Here is a 16,770-nt window from a genome sequence, read left to right as displayed (position 1 = left end):
CGGGGTACGCGACGCGATTAGCGACTCTACGTTTCAGAAGTGATCGAACCTCTTTCGTACGACGTGCGCGGCGCCGGCCCCGGACTCGTTCTCGTGCACGGCACCGGCAGCACCGGGCCGAAGAGCTGGGGGACCGTGCTGGACGGTCTCGCGGCCCGGCACACGGTGGTCATGCCGAACCTGCCGGGCTCTGGCGACAGCCCTGCCGAGGCCTCGCTGGACGTGGTCGCCGTCGCCGACCGGGTGGTCGAGACCGCCGTCGCGGCCGGGCTGGACACCTTCGCGCTCGGCGGGGCGTCCCTCGGCGCGCCGATCGCCATCACCGCGGCCGCCCGGCATCCTTCGCGAGTCTCGCGGCTGGTCAGCGTCGTCGGCTTCGCCAAGGCCCGGCCGACCCTGCGGCTCAACCTGGAGCTCTGGGGCGCGATGTTCGCCCGCGGCGACGCCGACCTGGGCAAACTGCTGGTCGCGATGTCTTTCGCCGAGGAGTTCCTGGCGACGCTGACCGACGAGCAGGTCGGCCAGTACGCGGCGCTGCTGACCACGGACCCGGCGCCGGGCACGGTGGCCCAGACCGACCTCGGCGCGCGCCTCGACGTCCGGGCGGACCTCGGCCGGGTCGCGGCGCCCACCCTGGTGGTCGTCGCGACCGGGGACCGGTGTGTGGCGCCCGTCCACTCACGAGAGATCGCCGACGGCATCCCCGGCGCCCGGCTGGTCGAGGTGTCCGGCGGACACGCGGCCCGCTTCGAGGATCCGGATCGGACACTGTCGGTCATGCTCGACTTCCTGCGGCGGGACGGACAGTGACCACAGTGCTCTGACCCCTTACCGGTTCACCGCGCCGTGATCTTGGCGTAATCGTACTGTGATCGGCGGATCGCAGATTGGCTTTCACCTATTCATCGGTGCAAGGAGAGCCAGTGGCGCCTACCCCGCCGACCGATGCCGAGCTGGATGTGTTCATCCGGACCCGGCTTGCCTCCCTCGGAATCGACCTCGACCAGTTGCCGCCCGGCACCTCCGACGACCCGGAGACCGGCACGCCCGGCCGCGACTCCGTGCTCGCCTCGCTGCGGTCCTTCGTCCGGGGCACGATCACCCAGATCGCCGCCTACCAGTTGCCGGCGCCCGCCGGCACGGACCCGGTCGTCGCCCGGGCGCTGTCGCAGCAGCCGGCGCCGCTGCTCTATCCCTCCATCAGCACCGAATGGAGCCGGTCATGAGCGCCGAGCCCGCGGACCGTACGGTCGACCGCCGGGCGTTCCTGGCCCGCACCGCGGCCCTCGCTGCCGTCACCACGGCCGGGGCGGTCGCCCTGCCCGCCGTGGCGAGGGCGACCGGGTCCAGGAAACCCAGTCTGGACAACCCGAACGCGTTCGTGAAGCCGGGCTCGTTCGGCGATCCGACCGAGCTCACCATCGCCGAGGCCGCGTGGCTCATCCGGGAGCGCAAGCTACGGCCCGAGGAGTTGCTCGAGGCCTACCTGGCCCGGATCGTCGCGTACGACGGGACGTACAAGGCGTTCAACGTGGTTCTGCTGGAGCAGGCACGGGAAGCCGCCCGGCGCCGGCCCGGTCGTGGTGCGCTGCACGGCATTCCGCTGGCCATCAAGGACAACTACTACACGGCCGGGGTGCCCACCACGGCCAACTCCTTCCTGTTCCAGGACTTCGTGCCGCCGTTCGACGCAACGGCCGTGGCCCGGCTCAAGGCGGCCGGCGGGATCGTGGTCGGCAAGACGCAGATGGGTCCGCTGGCCACCACCCGGGCGACCACTCCGGACGGTGTCGTCACCACGGTCAACGCGTGGACGCCGACCAACCCGAACCAGGACCCGGGCGGCTCGTCGACCGGCACCGCCACCGCGGTCGCCGGCCGGATGGTGACCTCGGGCATCGGGACCCAGACCGGTGGCTCCATCACCGCGCCGTCCAACGCGCAGAACCTGACGGGCATCAAGCCGACGATGGGTCGGGTGTCGTTGCACGGGATCATCCCGCTGACCTACACCCGTGACCATCCCGGCCCGCTGGCCCGCAACGCCAAGGACGCCGCGATCATGTTGACCGCGATGGCGGGCGAGGACCCGGAGGACCCGCGTACGCAGGGTCTGCCGGACGTGCCGAACCTGATCGACGCGGCCACGCCGGTCCGCCACCGCGGCGCGGTCAAGCTGCGGTGGAACACCCGGATCGGTGTGCCGCCCGGCTTCGCGAGCGGCACCTCGGCGACCGCCCTGGCCCGCCAGGCGTTCCTGGCCGCGCTGGCCGCGATCCCCGGCGCCACCGTGGTCGAGGTGCCGCTGCCGGACGAGTGGAACCTGCTCACCGGCAACACCTTCAACAACGTGCGGTTGCCCGAGCGCAGCGAGCCGTTCATGCCGTACCTGCGCGACGACCTGCGTGGTTTCGGTGTCTCGCTGACGGGGTGGTTGCAGGGTGCGCTGTTCGGCGGCAACGAGTTCCTGACGGGGCAGCGGGCCAAGGTGCTGCTGCTGGAGCGCGTGCTGGACCAGATCTTCGACAAGTGTGACGTGGTGCTCCAGACCGGCCCGGTGCCGTTCGACATCATCGGCCTGCCGGAGATCGCGTTCCCGATCGGCTTCACCGCCGCCGGTGTGCCGATCGGCACGATCCTCGGCGGCCTGCCGTACGCGGAGGACCGGCTCCTCTCGATCGCGGCGGCGTACCAGGCGGTCACGGACTGGCACACGCGTCGCCCGGCCGACCCGCCTTCCTCCGCGGCCGCGGCCCGCGGGCCGGCGCTCCGGCTCACCGCCGACCAGGTGGCTGAGCTGTCCCAGTGACGCACGCCGGACCGGGTCTCCGCGAAGGCCCGGTCCGGCCTGTACACTGACCGCTATCGATGCGTCCCGCGTGCTCTACACCGGGCCCTTCCATCTGGCGCTGCGGAAGGCGATCCGCGACCGTGGGCTCTCCCTCGACCGGGTGCGCGCGCATCTCGCGCGGCGCGGCGTCTCCATCGCGCTCTCCAGCCTCAGCGACTGGCAGACCGGGCGGTGCCGGCCGGGCAACGACTCCACAGTGGCCGCTCTCGAAGACGTGCTCCGGCTGCCCACCGGGGCGCTTTCGCGGTTGCTGCGGGTGCGGAGGCGCCTGCCCGACATCGGTCCCGTGGCCGAGCTGCTCGACGCCGTGGCCGACTCCGGCCCCGACGACCTCGAGCTGGTCAGCGTCCAGCAGCGGGTCGACGTCGACGACGACGGCCGCTTCGCGGGTCTGCGCGTCCGCACCGCGATCCGGGCCTTGCGTGACGGAGTCGACCGGTACGTGGCCCGCTTCTACGGCGACGGCGGCTGTGACCCCCACCTGCTGCGCACCCGGCCCGTGCGCAACTGCCGGCTCGGCCGCCGCCTCGTGCACCCGTCCGCGCCGGCGATGGTCTACGAGCTCGTGTTCGAGGAGGCGCTGCGGGCCGGGGACACCTGGGTGTTCGAGAGCCGGCTGGTCGACCCGGGCGCGGGCAGGTGCTCCGAGTTCGCTTTCGGTTTCCGTTACCCGGCCGAGCAGTGCCTGCTGGAGGTGCAGTTCCACCCCGCCGCGCTGCCGGCCGGCACCCGCGCCTTCGCCCAGTTCGACCTGGCCGACCAGCGCCACGTGATCGGCGGGCTGGCGCTGAGCCGGCACCACGCCGTGCACCTGATCGCGTCCGGCGTCGACTCCGGCGTGCTGGGGATCGCCTGGGACTGGCGCTGACGGGCGCGGCACCATACGGACCGGCGTACGACCGGTCAAGGCGCGGAATTCCGACGGTTGCCGCCGCACCGGGTCCGGTGCGACAAAGACCGGCAGAGCGACCGTCCCCGCTCGTCGAAGGAGTGAGTCATGCCCATGACCTCACGAAGAATCGCGGCCCTGGCGGCCATCGTGGTGTTCGGTGCCCCCGCGCCGGCACACGCCGCGGAAACCCGCACGCAGCTACCGTTGATCGAGGCCGCGACGGTGGTACGTGCTGTTGCCCCAGGACTCGCGTCCATCGTCATCGAAGAGAAGTCGGTGGCCGTCTGGTGGAAAGGCCCTATGCCGGCTCCGGTGGCCACCGCCATCGCGAAGGCCAGGACCATCGCACCGGTACGCGTCGCGAGTGCGGCCTACTCCAGGGCGGAGCTGCTGGCCGCGTCCGCGACCATCGAGGCACAGCTCGGCACGGACCCCGGCTTCCACGGGATCAAGGCCCGACCCGACGGCTCGGGCCTGATCGTCAAAGTCGACGCCGTCCGCGCCCGTACCCTCGCGGCCGTCGGAGTGCCGGTCACCTTCAGCGTCGAGGAACGGCTGCGGCCCGTGTCCCGAGGTGACGACGGCGCGCCCTGGTCCGGCGGCGCCCGGATCATCAACACGAGCATCGGCGCGGGTTGCACCGCCGGGTACGGCGTCAACACCCCGAGCGGCCCGGCCGTCCTGACCGCCGGCCACTGTGGCCAGCCGGGCAACCGGATCACCGACGGTGCCGGCGAGCTCATCGGCAACATCGGCGGCGACGACAACACGTTCGACGTGCTGGTCATCCCGACCAACACGGTCAGCAACCGCATCTACGTCGGCGGCGGCAACAGCAACCAGCAACTCACGGTCACCGGCGGCGGAGCGCCGTTCGTCGGCGAGCGGCTGTGCCAGTCCGGCTACACCAGCGCGAACACGGTCGGCGGCCAGATCTGCAACCTCCAGGTGCGGTTCGAGGGCACGGACTCCCAGCGGCTGTGGGAGGCGACCCAGCTCGACGGCCAGATCGCGGCGCGTCCCGGCGACAGCGGCGGCCCGGTCTACCTGGACCGCGGCGACGGCACCGTGACCGCGCGCGGCACCACGACCCGGGTCGCCGGCTCCGGCCTCGGCTTCGCCGGTTTCGAGAAGGCGCAGCAGCGGTTCGGCGTCTCGATCCCGGGCGGCAGCGGCGGTGGTCGCACCGGTCAGGTGGTCAGCGCCGCGACGAACAAGTGCCTGGACATCAACGCCAGCGGTACGGCCGACGGCACGAAGATTCAGATCTGGGGCTGCAACGGCACCGGCGCGCAGCGCTGGACGATCGGGGCCGACGGCACGGTACGAGGCCTGGGCAAGTGCCTGGACGTGCGGTCGAGCGGCACCGCCAACGGCACCGTGGTCCAGCTCTGGGGCTGCAACGGCACGGGCGCGCAGGTCTGGTCCGCGGGCGCGAACGGCTCGCTGGTCAACCCGCAGTCGGGCCGCTGCCTGGACGTGGCCGGCGGCGGAACGGCCGACGGCACTCAGATCCAGATCTGGGACTGCGCCGGTGTGGCCAACCAGCGCTGGACCCTCCCGGCCTGACGGCGAGTGGGCCGCCGGGCAACCCCCGGCGGCCCTGCCTACACTCGATGATCGTGGACGCCTTGGATCCGAAGGCGATCGCGGCGAAGCTGATGGGCGAGCCGATCGCCGGTGCCGACGACGCGCGGGTGGCTGATGCCATGCGGCGCTTCGACCGGCACGAGCGCGAGCGCGAGGGCCTGCGCCGGCACGCCGGGTCGCACCCGGACGATCCACCGCAGACGGTCGAGTCCTAACCCGTCGCCCTGCTCGTCGTGGCGCGCGGAGCTCAAACCCTCAGGTAATCCGGTGACCGGCGACCGTCACTCGTTCGCCACCGCTTCCGCACTCGGCCTCCCTAGCTTTTGTGAGCACAGGGACCACACCGAGTTGGAGGCATCACATGTCCGAAGTTGTGCTCGAACCCGCCGCCCGGGAGTTCGCCGAGGCCGCGTCCAAGCCACCGCTCATCTACGAGCTCGACCCGGTCGCCGCCCGCCACGTCCTCGACTCGGTGCAGGCCGCGCCGGTCGAGGCGCCGGCGGTGGACGAGCGGTGGGTGACCGTCGCGGCCGAGGTCGGCGACGTGCGCGTCCGGCTCGTCCGGCCGCCGGGCGTCACCGGGATGCTGCCGGTGGTGCTCTACGTGCACGGCGGCGGCTGGGTGCTGGGCAATGCCGGCACGCACGACCGGCTGATCCGCGAGCTCGCGGTGGGTGCCGGCGTGGCGGTGGCGTTCGTCGACTACACCCCGTCGCCGGAGGCGCACTATCCGGTGGCCATCGAGCAGGTGTACGCGGCGGCGCGCTGGATCGTGGCCGACGGTGCGGCCTATGGCCTGGACGCCGCACGGATGGCCATCGCCGGTGACTCCGCGGGCGGCAACATGGCCGCCGCGACCACCATCCTGGCCAAGCGGCGCGGTGACGTCCGGTTCGTGCACCAGTCGCTGTACTACCCGGTCACCGACGCCGGCCAGGACACCGGCAGCTACGTCGAGTTCGCCGAGGGGACCAACCTGACGGCCAAGGCGATGGCCTGGTTCTGGGACAACTACGCCCCGGACGACGCGGTACGCCGGGAGCTCACGGCGTCGCCGTTGCGCGCGAGCACGGAGGAACTGCGCGGCCTGCCGACGGCCTTCGTGGTCGTCGCCGAGGCTGACGTGCTGCGCGACGAGGGAGAGGCCTACGCGGCCAAGCTCCGTGCCGCCGGGGTGCCGGTCACGACGGTGCGCTACGACGGCATCTGCCACGACTTCATGATGCTCAACCCGCTCAAGGACACCCGGGCCGCCCGCGCGGCCACGGCGCAGGCGATCGGCGCTCTGCGTTACGCGTTCACCGTCCGCTAAGGACTCTTTCGAAGGAGCATTTCCCATGAACAAGAACTTCCGCCTGTTCGGCATCGCGGCGGCCGCCTCCGCCCTGCTCACCGCCGGCGGTGTGCTGGCGATCGGCAGCGGCGCCGAGGCCAACCGCGACCGTGCCGCGAAGCCGACCGTCGTCCTCGTGCACGGCGCGTTCGCCGACTCCAGCGGCTGGAGCGAGGTGACCCGCCGCCTGCGGGACGACGGCTACCCGGTCGTCGCGGCCGCGAACCCGTTGCGGGGTGTGTCCTCCGACGCGGCCAGCGTCCGCGCCTTCCTGGAGTCCATCGACGGCCCGATCGTCCTGGTCGGACACTCGTACGGGGGCAGCGTCATCTCGACCGCCGCCACCGGCGACCCGGACGTCAAGGCGCTCGTCTTCGTCGCGGCCTTCTCGCCGGAGCAGGGTGAGAGCGCGTTCGACCTGTCGAGCAAGTTCCCCGGCAGCACCCTCGGGGAGACGCTGACGACGGTCGGGCTGCCGGACGGCAACGTCGACCTCTACGTCGACCAGAAGCGGTTCCCCGACCAGTTCGCCGCGGACGTGCCGAAGAAGGACGCGGCCCTGATGGCCGTGGCGCAGCGCCCGGTCACCGCGGCGGCGCTGAACGAAGGGGCGGGGGAGCCGGCCTGGCACACCATCCCCAGCTACCAGCTCATCGCCGAGGCTGACAAGAACATTCCAGCCCGGGTCCAGCACTTCATGGCCGATCGGGCGCACGCGGTCACGGAGAGCGTCAAGGGCGCGTCCCACGCGGTCTTCGTGTCCCGGCCCGGCCCGACGGCGGCGTTCATCGAGCGGGCCGCACGCGAGACCGCCTGATTGAAGGGGCGGCGGCGGGTGGCGGGGAGGTTCTCCTCGTCACCCGCCGCGTCGTCGTGTCACAAGCCGCACCGGTCGCCTGTCTCTGCTTGGTGAACCCCAGAGGTTCCTCAAGAGCAGGGGGACGACGTGACTGTGCGCTTCACCATCCTGGGTCCCGTGCGAGCCCGGCGGGACCCGGCCGACCTCGACCTCGGCGGTCGCCAGCAGCGGCTCGTGCTGGCGCTGTTGCTGGCCGGGGCGGGGTCGGTGGTCAGCCTGGCCGACCTCGTCGACACCGTGTGGGAAGACGATCCGCCGAGCAGCGCGGTCAACGTCGTGCACCGCTACATCGGCACGCTGCGCCGCCTGATCGAGCCCGACCTGCCCGTCCGCTCGGCCGGCGCTTACCTCTTGCGGCACGGTGGTGGCTACCGCTTGCGGGTCACCGAGGAGTCGCTGGACCTGCTGCGCTTCCGTGCTCTGGTCGGGCGGGCGCGGCAGTCGGAGGAGGCGGGCGAGGCGGTCCGCCTGTACGCCGAGGCGTTCGCGTTGTGGAACGGGCACTGCGCGGCCGGGTTGGAGCCCGTCGCGCGTACCCATCCCGCGTTCGTCGCCATCGAGGCCGAGCGCGCCCAGGCCGTCCGGGACGCCGCCGACATCGCCCTGCGCGGCGGGCACGTCAGGCTGGTCCTGCCGGCCCTGCGCCAGGCGGCCGCCGTGCACCCGCTGGACGAGGCGCTGCAGGCCCGGCTGCTGTCGGCTCTCGCGGCCGACAGCCGGCAGGCGGAGGCGATCGTGCTGTTCCAGGTCGTCCGCCGGCGGCTCCGCGACGAACTGGGCATCAGCCCCGGTCCAGAGCTGCTCGACGCGTACGACCGGCTGCTGCACCAGGGCGACAAGAGTGCGGAGCCCACGATGCCCACGCCGGCCCAGCTTCCGCCGGATCATCCCTTCTTCAGCGGGCGAGACGACGTGCTGGCCCGGGCTCAGTCCCTTTTGGACGATGATCGGCGGCTCGGGCGGGACACGGTGGCGCTCGCCGTCGACGGCATGCCCGGCGTCGGCAAGACGACCCTGGCGGTGCATCTGGGGCATCGGCTGGCCCCCGCCTATCCCGACGGGCAGCTCTACGCCGACCTGCGCGGGTTCGCCGCGCAAGGCCTCGTGATGACCGCCACGGAGGCGCTGCGCGGTTTCCTGAGCTCGCTGGGCGTGCCGCAGGAGACGCTGCCGGCCGAGTTGCACGCGCTCGCCGGGCTGTACCGCAGCATTCTCGCCGACCGTCGGGTGCTGGTGGTGCTCGACAACTGCCGTGACTTCGAGCAGATCCGGCACCTGCTGCCGAGCGCGCCGGGCAGCCTGGCGATCGTCACCAGCCGCAACCGGATCACCGGCCTGATCACCACCGGCGGCGCGCATCCGGTGCCGTTGGACCTGCCCGCCGCCGACGAGGCCCGGGACGGCCTGACCCGGCGCCTCGGTGCCGACCGGATGGCGCGCGAACCCGCCGCGGTGGCGGAGATCATCGAGCGCTGCGGCCGCCTCCCGCTGGCGTTGGCCGTCGTCGCGGCGCGGGCGGCGGCCATGCCGGAGACCCCACTCGCGGAGATCGCCGCCGAGTTGACCCTTTCCCGCGAACGCCTCGACAGCTTCGACGCCGATTTGCCCGCGGTGTTCTCCTGGTCGTACCGGGCGCTCACCCCGGTGGCACAACGGATGTTCCGGCTCCTGTCGCTGCACCCGGGCCCTGACGTGTCAGACGCCGCGGCGGCGAGCCTGGCCGGACTCGATCCGCGCGCCGGGCGGGCGCTGCTGGCCGAGCTGACGGCGCACGTCCTCGTCCAGAAGCGGTCGGGCCGCTACCACCTGCACGATCTGCTCCGGGCGTACGCGGCCGGGCTCAGCGACGAGGAAGACGCGCCGCGGGACCGGGAAGCCGCCCTGGCGCGGATGTTCGACCACTACCGGTCCACCGCGCACGCCGCTCACCTGCTGATGGAGCCGCAACTGCCCGCGCGCCGGCCACCCGGCCCCGAGGCCGGGGTGACACCCGAACCGCTGGCCGGGTCGGAGGAGGCGATGGCGTGGTTCGCCGTCGAGCGGCGGGTGCTGACCGCGGTCATCTCATTGGCGGCAGCCCACGGTGCCTCCGCGGTGGCCACGCACATCGCGCTGACGATGCAGAACTTCCTGCATTTCACCGGCCGCACGCCGGAGTGGGCCGCCATCATGCGGCGCGGTCTGGCCACCGCGACGGCCAGCGGTGACGTCGAAGTCGAGGCGCGGTTGTCCCGCAGCCTGGCCGGCGCGCTGTTCGTGGCGCACGACCTGGACGGCGCGATGGCGTGGCTGGCGCGCGCCGAGGAACTGGCCTCGCCGCTCGGGAACCAGCACGAGTTGGCGATCATCGAACTGAACCGCGCCTACGTCCGCGCCGAGCAGAACCGCCACGACGACGCCATCGCACACGGCCGCCGCGCGCTTGCCCTGCTGGAGTCGGTCGACCAGAAGCGCGACCAGGTCCGGGTCAGACGGGTCATCGCGGGCAGCACGGCGGCGTCGGGGCGGGTGGCGGAGGGCATCGACCTGCTGCACGAGACGCTCGCGCTGTCGGAGGCGATCGGAGACGTCCAGGGCGTCGGCTATAGCTGGGTGCTGATCGGCAAGGCGCATCGGCAGGTCGGTGACCGGGATCGGGCGGTGGCGAGCTGGGAGCGGGCGGCGAGTTGCTATCGGCGCCTCGCCACCCACGCCGCGTTGGCCGAGGTGTTGACCGATCTCGGCGACGCCCGGGCCGAGGCCGGCGACGCGGCGAGCGCGCGGGCCGCGTGGTCAGAAGCGCTCGCGGTGCTCGACGGATCGACCGACCAGGTGGCTGCGGACCTGCGGACCCGGTTGCGCTCGGCCGGAGTCCCACGCGCCCGATAGCACCACTCCTGTCCCACAATCGGCAAAAGTGAAGTTTACCGATCATACCGGAACGAACTTCGCAAAAGGGTTAGTGTCGGTCATGGCCCGACCTTCGTCGGGCAAATGGGGCACCGGGCAAGGGAAGGTACATCGAATCATGTCGAAGAAGTTCTTGGGCAAGGTCATCGCCACCGCCGCACTCAGCGGCGCGGCGCTGCTGATCGCGCCCGGCATCGCGCTGGCCGACGAGCCTGGCAGCCACGACTGGCCGCAGGCGTGCGCCGAGCAGGGTGGCGAGCACGGCAAGCCGGGCGAGGAAGCCAAGCCGGGCGCCGAGGGCAAGCCGGGTGCGGAGGCCAAGCCCGAGTCGGCCAAGGCTGACGAGCACGGCAAGCCGGGCGGTGACGAGGACAAGAAGGAGTGCGACGCTCCCAAGGGCTGGGTCGACGGTGGCGCCGGTGGCACCAGCACCGACATCAAGCTCTTCACCGCGGGTGGCACCCTGCTGGGCGCCGCGTCGCTCGGTGGGCTCGTTCTCCTGCGTCGTCGCCGGACCGATGGCTCGCTGGCCTGATTCCACGACGGGGCAAACCGGCGGCCGCCACGAGAAACTGTGGCGCGCCGCCGGCGCCGTCCTCGTCGCCGTGACAGCGCTGTTCGGAGCGGGCCTGCTCGGCGCGTCCTTCAGTGAGACGCCCACCCCGCCGCAGCCGGCCGCCGCGGACGCACCGATGTTCGACCCCGTCCCGGCGCCGACGACCAGCACGACGGCCGCACCCGCCCGCCTGGCCCGCTCGGAGCCCGCGTCCATCCACATCAGCCGGATCGGCGTGAAGGCCAAGATCATGAATCTCGGCCTCAACGAGGACGACACGCTCCAGGTCCCGCCGCTGGACAAGGCCGAGATGGCCGGGTGGTACTCGCTGGGCGCCTCGCCCGGAGAGCTCGGCAACGCGGTCGTCGTCGGCCATGTGACGACCAAGGAGAACACCGCGGTCTTCTTCCGGCTGGGCGAACTGAAGAAGGACGACAAGATCATGATCAAACGCAAGGACGGCAGCAGGGTCAACTTCACCGTCGACGGCGTGAAGGCGTACCCGAAGAAGAAGTTCCCGACCGACCTCGTGTACGGCCCGAACGAACGAGCCGGCCTACGCCTGGTCACCTGCGGCGGCAAGTTCGACGCCAAGGCCCACAACTATCTGGACAACGTGGTCGTCTTCGCGACCGCGGCCTGACCCACGACGCCGGTTGCCGGCCCGAACAGGGCCGGCCGACCGGCGTCCACCGTGTGGCCCGACGCGGGTGCTGCGGGACGCGGCGGTCATGGCCGCGGGTTGGCGCGGCGTCCGCCATCTCGCAGCGTCGCGGACTTACTCCCCCCGGTCCGGTAGGTGTCTTTTTGGGCTTACGTGCTTTGGGCGTGTAGGCACAAGCCCGGCCGCCATCGTCGGCCCAGGTCGTGACCCTCTGGTCAGTCTTTGAGGAGAGCGTCCTGGATGGCGGTGACCGCCTGGACCACCATCGCGCGGTGGGCCTTCTGGCGTTTGGTCGGTGCCGTGCCGCCGGCCGACCGCAACTCCGAGGGCAGACCGACCCAGGCGCTGCTGATCGCGATCACGATCTCCAGCACGTCGAGCGCCGTCGCGTCGTCGGGCAAGCGGCTGGCCGCCCGTAGCTCGCTGGCCTTGGCCAGGTGCGAGCTGACCCAACCGGCGGGGGCGTCGTCGCGCTCGAGCATCCGCCAGCTCGTCAGTCGCAGCAGTTCCGGGGTGGCGTTGAGGGCGTCGAACAGCGCGCCCGCGTAGCCCGGCAGGTCGCCCGGATCGAAGGGCACCGTGTCGGACAGCACGTCGATGCGCTGGAGCAGCATCGCGTCGAACAGGTTTTCCTTCGAGCCGTAGTAGGCGTAGATGGCCTGCTTGTTGGCTCCCGCGGCGGTAGCGATGCGGTCGACCCGGCCGCCGGCGAGACCGAACTCGGCAAACTCCCAGTAGGCCGCCTCGATGAGCCGGTCGCGGGTGGCCGATGAGTCGTACGGCATCGCCCAACAATACAAACGGTTGGTTTAAACCCGGGCGGCGACGTAGGTCACAAGATGAAACCAACCAGTTGGTTTGTTTCGGAGCTACCGTTGCCCAATCCAACCAACTAGTTGGTTTCGTTGGGAGCAAAGATCATGAACCTGACCGACTTCCGCACCCTCGGCCGCTCCGGACTCCGCGTCAGCCCCCTGGCGCTGGGCACGATGACCTTCGGCGACCCGTCCTGGGGTGCCGACGACGCGACGTCCGGCGAGATCCTGTCCGCCTACCTCGAGGCCGGCGGCAACTTCGTCGACACCGCCAACGCCTACATGGGCGGGCGGGCCGAAGAGGTGCTCGGCACCTACCTCGCCAAGCGTCCCGGCCTGCGCGACCGCCTGGTCATCTCGACCAAGTTCGCGCTCAGCATGGACCCGGACGACCCGAACAACGGTGGCGCGGGCCGCAAGGCGATCCGCCGCCGCGTCGAGGAGTCCCTGGCCCGGCTCGGCACCGACTATCTCGACCTCTACTGGCAGCACAACTGGGACCCCCACACACCCCTTGACGAAACCCTTTCCACATTGGACGACCTGGTACGCGAGGGCAAGGTCCGCTACCTCGGCCTCTCGGACACGCCGGCGTGGGCGGTGGCCCGGATGGCGACCCTGGCCGAGTGGCGCGGGTGGGCGCCGGTCGCCGCGATCCAGGTCGAGTACAACCTGCTGGAGCGCACCTCCGAGGGCGAGCTCTTCGGCGCCGCCCGCGCGCTCGGCCTGGCCGTCCTGCCCTGGAGCCCGCTCGCGAACGGCGTGCTGACCGGCAAGTACACCCGCGCCAACCACTACCCGGACGGCTCCGGTCGGGGCATCTTCGTCGGCCGGCACCTGCGCGAGCGCACGTTCGAGCTGTTGGACGCGCTCGGCCGCATCGCCGACGCGCACGCCGCCACGCCGGCCGCCGTCGCGCTGGCCTGGGTACGCCAGCAGCCCCTGGTCACCTCGACCGTGCTCGGCGCGCGCACTCCCCACCAGCTCGCGGCGAACCTGGCCTCGCTCGACGTCGAGCTGACTCGCAAGGAGCTGGCCGAGCTCGACAGCCTGACCGTGCCGGACCTCAACTTCCCGGCCACGTTCCTGGCGACGTTCGGGTTCCCGGCGCAGCAGGGCAACACCACGATCAACGGGGTACGCCCGAACGCCTGATCTGGGGTTTTCCGCGTCCGGCGGCTGGGTAGCTCTTGTCAGCGATGAACGAGGAGCGGCGTCTCAACGACCGATACCGGCTGGAGCGCCGGATCGCGATCGGCGGTGCCTCCGAAGTGTGGCGCGGTCATGACGAGACGCTCGGCCGCCCGGTCGCGGTCAAGGTGATGGCCGCCATGGACGAGGGGCCGGAGCCTGTGCTGGCGGAGGCCCGCTCCGTGGCGGCGCTGGCTCACCCGAACATCGCCGAGGTGTTCGACATCGGTGTCTGGAGCGTCCCGGAGGGCCCGGCGCTGCGCTACATCGTGATGGAGCTCGCCGAGGGTGAGACGCTCGCGAAGCACCTGCGGGCCGGCGCCCTGGACTGGCAGATCGCGGTCCGGGTCTGCGCCGAGGTCAGTGCCGCCCTCGCCGCCGCGCACCTGGCCGGGCTGGTGCACCGGGACGTCAAGCCGGCCAACGTCGTGCTCACCCCGTACGGCGTCAAGGTCCTCGACTTCGGCATCTCGATCATGGCCGGCAGCCAGGACGGCCACTCCGACGGCGCGATCGTCGGCACACCGGCCTTCATCGCGCCGGAACGCTTCCGCGGCCTGCCGGCGGCACCGGCGAGCGACATGTACGCGCTCGGCGTGCTGCTCTTCCTCTGCCTCGCCGGGCGCCTCCCGTTCCCGCCGCTGCTCATGTCGGGACGCCGGGTGGCCACCCCGCCGGCGGAGCCGCCGCGGCTGCCGGCGATCCCGGGCCTGCCGAGCGAGGTCGCCGACATCTGCCTGTCCTGCCTGGACCCTGATCCGGCCGCCCGTCCCAGCAGCTTCGCGACGGCCCTGCTCCTGGCCGACGCCGTCGACGCGCGCGTGCACCTGCCACCCTTGGCGCTACCGCCGCCGGCGGACGAACCCGACGAGGCGCTGTCACCGTGGACCCGCACGGCCGCGGAGGCCCCGACGGACCTGGCAGAGGCCGAAACCGACGCCGGAGCCGGCGCCGGAGCCAGCGCCTGGGCCGAGCACCAAGCCGAAGCCCGGGCCGAGCACCAAGCCGGAGCCGGCGCCTGGGCCGAAGTCCGGGCCGAGCACCAGGCCGAAGCCGGAGCCGGCGCCTGGGCCGAGCACCAAGCTGACGCTGGGGCCAGCGCCTGGGCCGAGCACCAAGCGGACGCCGGGGCCGAAGCCTGGGCCGAGCACCAAGCCGGAGCCGGAGCCGAGCACCAAGCCGACGCCGGGGCCGAAGCCCCGGCCGAGTACCAAGCCGAAGCCCCGGCCGAGTACCAAGCCGAAGCCGGAGCCGGCGCCTGGGCCGAGCACCAGGTCAAAGCCGGAGCCGAAGCCCGGGCCGACCACCAAGCCGAAGCCGACGCGGTCGGTCGACATCGCGCCTAGTCCGTCGGCGCTGACCTCACATCCCGGCGGGCCACCTCGTCGGATGTGAGTAGGCATCACAACCGACGGCACAGGAGTGCGAACCATGGATCCCCGTTTGAACCTCTTCGGTAGCCCGGTCGCGACCAAGGCTTTCAAGTACCTCGCGTCGGCCGGCAAGGCGACCGCCGACTCGACCCTGCCCGCCGCTACGCAGGAGCTGGTCCGGCTGCGGGCCAGCCAGATCAACGGCTGCGGGTACTGCGTCGACATGCACACCAAGGACGCCGCGCATGCCGGGGAGAGCGCGTTGCGCCTGAACCTGGTCGCCGCCTGGCGGGAGGCCAACGTGTTCACCGACGCCGAGCGGGCCGCTCTGGAGCTGGCCGAGCAGGGGACCAGGATCGCCGACGCGGCCGGCGGTGTCACGGACGAGGCGTGGGCGAACGCGGCCAAGCACTACGACGAGGATGAGCTCGCCGCCCTCGTGCTGACGATCGCCATCATCAACACCTTCAACCGGGTGAACGTCATTACCCAGCAGCCGGCCGGCGACTACCAGCCGGGCCAGTGGAGCTAGTTACTGACGGCGGGGGGCGACCGGAGCGGAAAGCCCAGCGCTGAACAACCGGTCGTCCACCTCGTTGAGCGACAGCTTCAACGCGCCAAGGGCCACGGAGTCCGCGCCGAGCGTCGAGGCGCGGACTTCTGGCAGGCGAATGCACAACCGCTCGAGCTCGTTGCGCAGCGGGTCTAGCACGAGGTCCGCCGAACGCGAGAAGCCGCCGCCGAAGATAACCACCTGCGGGTCGAGCGTGAGTACGAGCGCGGCGGCACCGACGGCCAGGTCCTTGACGTAGCGGTTGACCGCGGCCCGCGCCGCCCGGTTGCCGGAGCGGGCCGCGTTGAACACCCATGCCGCCGCGTCGTCGGGGCTGACGGTGGATGGCACTCCCGGGCAGTTCTGCAGGTGCTCCGGCGCGTTCAGCCACCGAACCTGTTTGAGCGCACCGATTTCGCCCGCCGCGCCGCCGAAACCCCGGCGCAGCACGCCATCGATGATCAGGCCAGCGCCGTTGCGCATGCCGGCCAGCAGATAGACGATGTCGTCCGCGTCGCGGGCCGCGCCCTTCCAACGCTCGGCCAACGCTGCCAACTTACAGTCGTTCTCAACAAGGATCGGGCAGGTGAACCGGGCACCCAGATGGCTGGCCAGGTTGACCTGCTGCCAACCGGGAAGGGGGGTGAAAAAGCTGGTCTGCCCAGCCGCGTCGACGGCACCGGTGACCGCGACCGTCACCGCCCAGATGTCGCCGAACGACTTGCCGGCCTCGGACACGCACGCGTTGATGACGCTGTCGAGCTCGGCGAGCCGCTCTTCCGGCCCTGCATCCGGGGAGACGGAGTGCCGCACCGTCTGCACGATGTTGCCGTCGAGGTCGGCCAGCAGCGCCAGTATTTTGTGGGCGCCGACGTCGACGCCGAGCACGTGGCCGGCGTCCGCCCGGAACTGGTAGCGGCGTGCCGGCCGGCCGACCGCGCTGCTCGCTCCGGGCTCGATCACGCTGGCCCAACCGTCCGTGACCAGCCCCTGGGCGATGACGTCGACGGCGGGCCGGGACAGTCCCGTGCGCTGCGACAGCTCGGTGACGGTCGACGGTGGGTGCTGCCGCAGCGCACGCACGATGCTCAGCGAGTTGAGCTCACGCAGCCGCGACAGGTCCGCGCCGGTCGTCGCCAGTTCTGTCACGTTGCATCCCTTTTCCTGAGCGCGGTGGGCCCGCGCTAATACGCTTTGACCTTTA

Annotated in this window: 16 protein-coding genes; 14 read left to right on the top strand and 2 right to left on the bottom strand. The window is 71.6% G+C overall.

What is annotated here, in order from left to right:
* Window positions 1-39: 39 nt before the first annotated feature.
* The 11 genes from BLV39_RS41280 to BLV39_RS41230 all read left to right on the top strand — a co-directional run bounded on the left by BLV39_RS41280 (window position 40) and on the right by BLV39_RS41230 (window position 11,613).
* Complete coding sequence (locus BLV39_RS41280) at window positions 40-810, top strand: alpha/beta fold hydrolase (protein ID WP_204083039.1); 771 nt, start codon at window positions 40-42, stop codon at window positions 808-810.
* A gap of 113 nt (window positions 811-923) precedes the next feature.
* On the top strand, window positions 924-1,226 hold the full coding sequence (locus tag BLV39_RS41275) for a hypothetical protein (RefSeq protein WP_090804821.1): 303 nt from the start codon (window positions 924-926) through the stop codon (window positions 1,224-1,226).
* On the top strand, window positions 1,223-2,809 hold the full coding sequence (locus BLV39_RS41270; protein ID WP_204083038.1) for an amidase: 1,587 nt from the start codon (window positions 1,223-1,225) through the stop codon (window positions 2,807-2,809). The genes BLV39_RS41275 and BLV39_RS41270 overlap by 4 nt, the downstream gene beginning before the upstream one ends.
* Window positions 2,810-2,879: 70 nt before the next feature.
* Window positions 2,880-3,719 (top strand): helix-turn-helix domain-containing protein, encoded by an 840-nt coding sequence (locus BLV39_RS43495; protein WP_090804817.1) that lies wholly within the window; start codon window positions 2,880-2,882, stop codon window positions 3,717-3,719.
* A 135-nt stretch (window positions 3,720-3,854) separates the two neighbouring features.
* Window positions 3,855-5,312, top strand: a complete 1,458-nt coding sequence (locus BLV39_RS41260; RefSeq protein ID WP_239084107.1) for an RICIN domain-containing protein — start codon at window positions 3,855-3,857, stop codon at window positions 5,310-5,312.
* A 53-nt stretch (window positions 5,313-5,365) separates the two neighbouring features.
* Window positions 5,366-5,548 carry a hypothetical protein gene (locus BLV39_RS41255; protein ID WP_143050128.1) on the top strand — a complete coding sequence of 61 codons (183 nt, stop codon included), beginning with the start codon at window positions 5,366-5,368 and terminating at the stop codon, window positions 5,546-5,548.
* 146 nt (window positions 5,549-5,694) lie between these two features.
* Window positions 5,695-6,645, top strand: coding sequence for an alpha/beta hydrolase (locus tag BLV39_RS41250; protein WP_090804813.1), 951 nt, complete (start codon window positions 5,695-5,697; stop codon window positions 6,643-6,645).
* A gap of 25 nt (window positions 6,646-6,670) precedes the next feature.
* Window positions 6,671-7,483 carry an alpha/beta fold hydrolase gene (locus BLV39_RS41245; protein ID WP_090804811.1) on the top strand — a complete coding sequence of 271 codons (813 nt, stop codon included), beginning with the start codon at window positions 6,671-6,673 and terminating at the stop codon, window positions 7,481-7,483.
* Window positions 7,484-7,612: 129 nt separating this feature from the next.
* Window positions 7,613-10,393, top strand: coding sequence for an AfsR/SARP family transcriptional regulator (locus BLV39_RS41240; protein ID WP_090804809.1), 2,781 nt, complete (start codon window positions 7,613-7,615; stop codon window positions 10,391-10,393).
* A 139-nt stretch (window positions 10,394-10,532) separates the two neighbouring features.
* Window positions 10,533-10,949: a hypothetical protein gene (locus BLV39_RS43490; RefSeq protein ID WP_090804807.1), complete on the top strand. Its 417-nt coding sequence runs from the start codon at window positions 10,533-10,535 to the stop codon at window positions 10,947-10,949.
* Complete coding sequence (locus tag BLV39_RS41230; protein WP_090804805.1) at window positions 10,933-11,613, top strand: class F sortase; 681 nt, start codon at window positions 10,933-10,935, stop codon at window positions 11,611-11,613. Before BLV39_RS43490 ends, BLV39_RS41230 begins: the two co-directional genes overlap by 17 nt.
* Before the next feature lie 236 nt (window positions 11,614-11,849).
* Here BLV39_RS41230 and BLV39_RS41225 read toward each other — a convergent pair whose 3' ends face one another.
* A complete protein-coding gene (locus tag BLV39_RS41225) occupies window positions 11,850-12,419 on the bottom strand; it encodes a TetR family transcriptional regulator (RefSeq protein WP_090804803.1) in 570 nt (189 codons plus the stop codon).
* Window positions 12,420-12,554: 135 nt separating this feature from the next.
* Here BLV39_RS41225 and BLV39_RS41220 point away from each other — a divergent pair, with 135 nt between their 5' ends.
* The 3 genes from BLV39_RS41220 to BLV39_RS41210 all read left to right on the top strand — a co-directional run bounded on the left by BLV39_RS41220 (window position 12,555) and on the right by BLV39_RS41210 (window position 15,545).
* A complete protein-coding gene (locus BLV39_RS41220; protein ID WP_090804801.1) occupies window positions 12,555-13,604 on the top strand; it encodes an aldo/keto reductase in 1,050 nt (349 codons plus the stop codon).
* A 44-nt stretch (window positions 13,605-13,648) separates the two neighbouring features.
* The gene (locus BLV39_RS41215) at window positions 13,649-14,986 is read left to right on the top strand and encodes a protein kinase domain-containing protein (protein WP_090804799.1); all 1,338 of its coding nucleotides are present in this window, start codon (window positions 13,649-13,651) and stop codon (window positions 14,984-14,986) included.
* An 85-nt stretch (window positions 14,987-15,071) separates the two neighbouring features.
* A complete protein-coding gene (locus tag BLV39_RS41210; protein WP_090804797.1) occupies window positions 15,072-15,545 on the top strand; it encodes a carboxymuconolactone decarboxylase family protein in 474 nt (157 codons plus the stop codon).
* Here the strand turns inward: BLV39_RS41210 and BLV39_RS41205 are convergent, their stop codons facing one another.
* Window positions 15,546-16,715, bottom strand: coding sequence for an ROK family transcriptional regulator (locus tag BLV39_RS41205; RefSeq protein ID WP_204083037.1), 1,170 nt, complete (start codon window positions 16,713-16,715; stop codon window positions 15,546-15,548).
* Window positions 16,716-16,770 lie beyond the last annotated feature (55 nt).

It is taken from the genome of Asanoa ishikariensis (assembly GCF_900107455.1).
Lineage (GTDB): Bacteria > Actinomycetota > Actinomycetes > Mycobacteriales > Micromonosporaceae > Asanoa > Asanoa ishikariensis.
The sequence above is the reverse complement of the archived record's forward strand: the minus strand, read 5'-3'. Positions and strand labels throughout refer to the sequence as shown.

Coding starts and splice junctions, on each gene's coding strand:
- BLV39_RS41270 (WP_204083038.1), top strand. CDS start 1,223: ATGAGCGCCGAGCCCGCGGACCGTACGGTCGACCGCCGGGCGTTCCTG.
- BLV39_RS41260 (WP_239084107.1), top strand. CDS start 3,855: ATGACCTCACGAAGAATCGCGGCCCTGGCGGCCATCGTGGTGTTCGGT.
- BLV39_RS41250 (WP_090804813.1), top strand. CDS start 5,695: ATGTCCGAAGTTGTGCTCGAACCCGCCGCCCGGGAGTTCGCCGAGGCC.
- BLV39_RS41245 (WP_090804811.1), top strand. CDS start 6,671: ATGAACAAGAACTTCCGCCTGTTCGGCATCGCGGCGGCCGCCTCCGCC.
- BLV39_RS43490 (WP_090804807.1), top strand. CDS start 10,533: ATGTCGAAGAAGTTCTTGGGCAAGGTCATCGCCACCGCCGCACTCAGC.
- BLV39_RS41230 (WP_090804805.1), top strand. CDS start 10,933: ATGGCTCGCTGGCCTGATTCCACGACGGGGCAAACCGGCGGCCGCCAC.
- BLV39_RS41225 (WP_090804803.1), bottom strand. CDS start 12,419: ATGCCGTACGACTCATCGGCCACCCGCGACCGGCTCATCGAGGCGGCC.
- BLV39_RS41220 (WP_090804801.1), top strand. CDS start 12,555: ATGAACCTGACCGACTTCCGCACCCTCGGCCGCTCCGGACTCCGCGTC.
- BLV39_RS41215 (WP_090804799.1), top strand. CDS start 13,649: ATGAACGAGGAGCGGCGTCTCAACGACCGATACCGGCTGGAGCGCCGG.
- BLV39_RS41210 (WP_090804797.1), top strand. CDS start 15,072: ATGGATCCCCGTTTGAACCTCTTCGGTAGCCCGGTCGCGACCAAGGCT.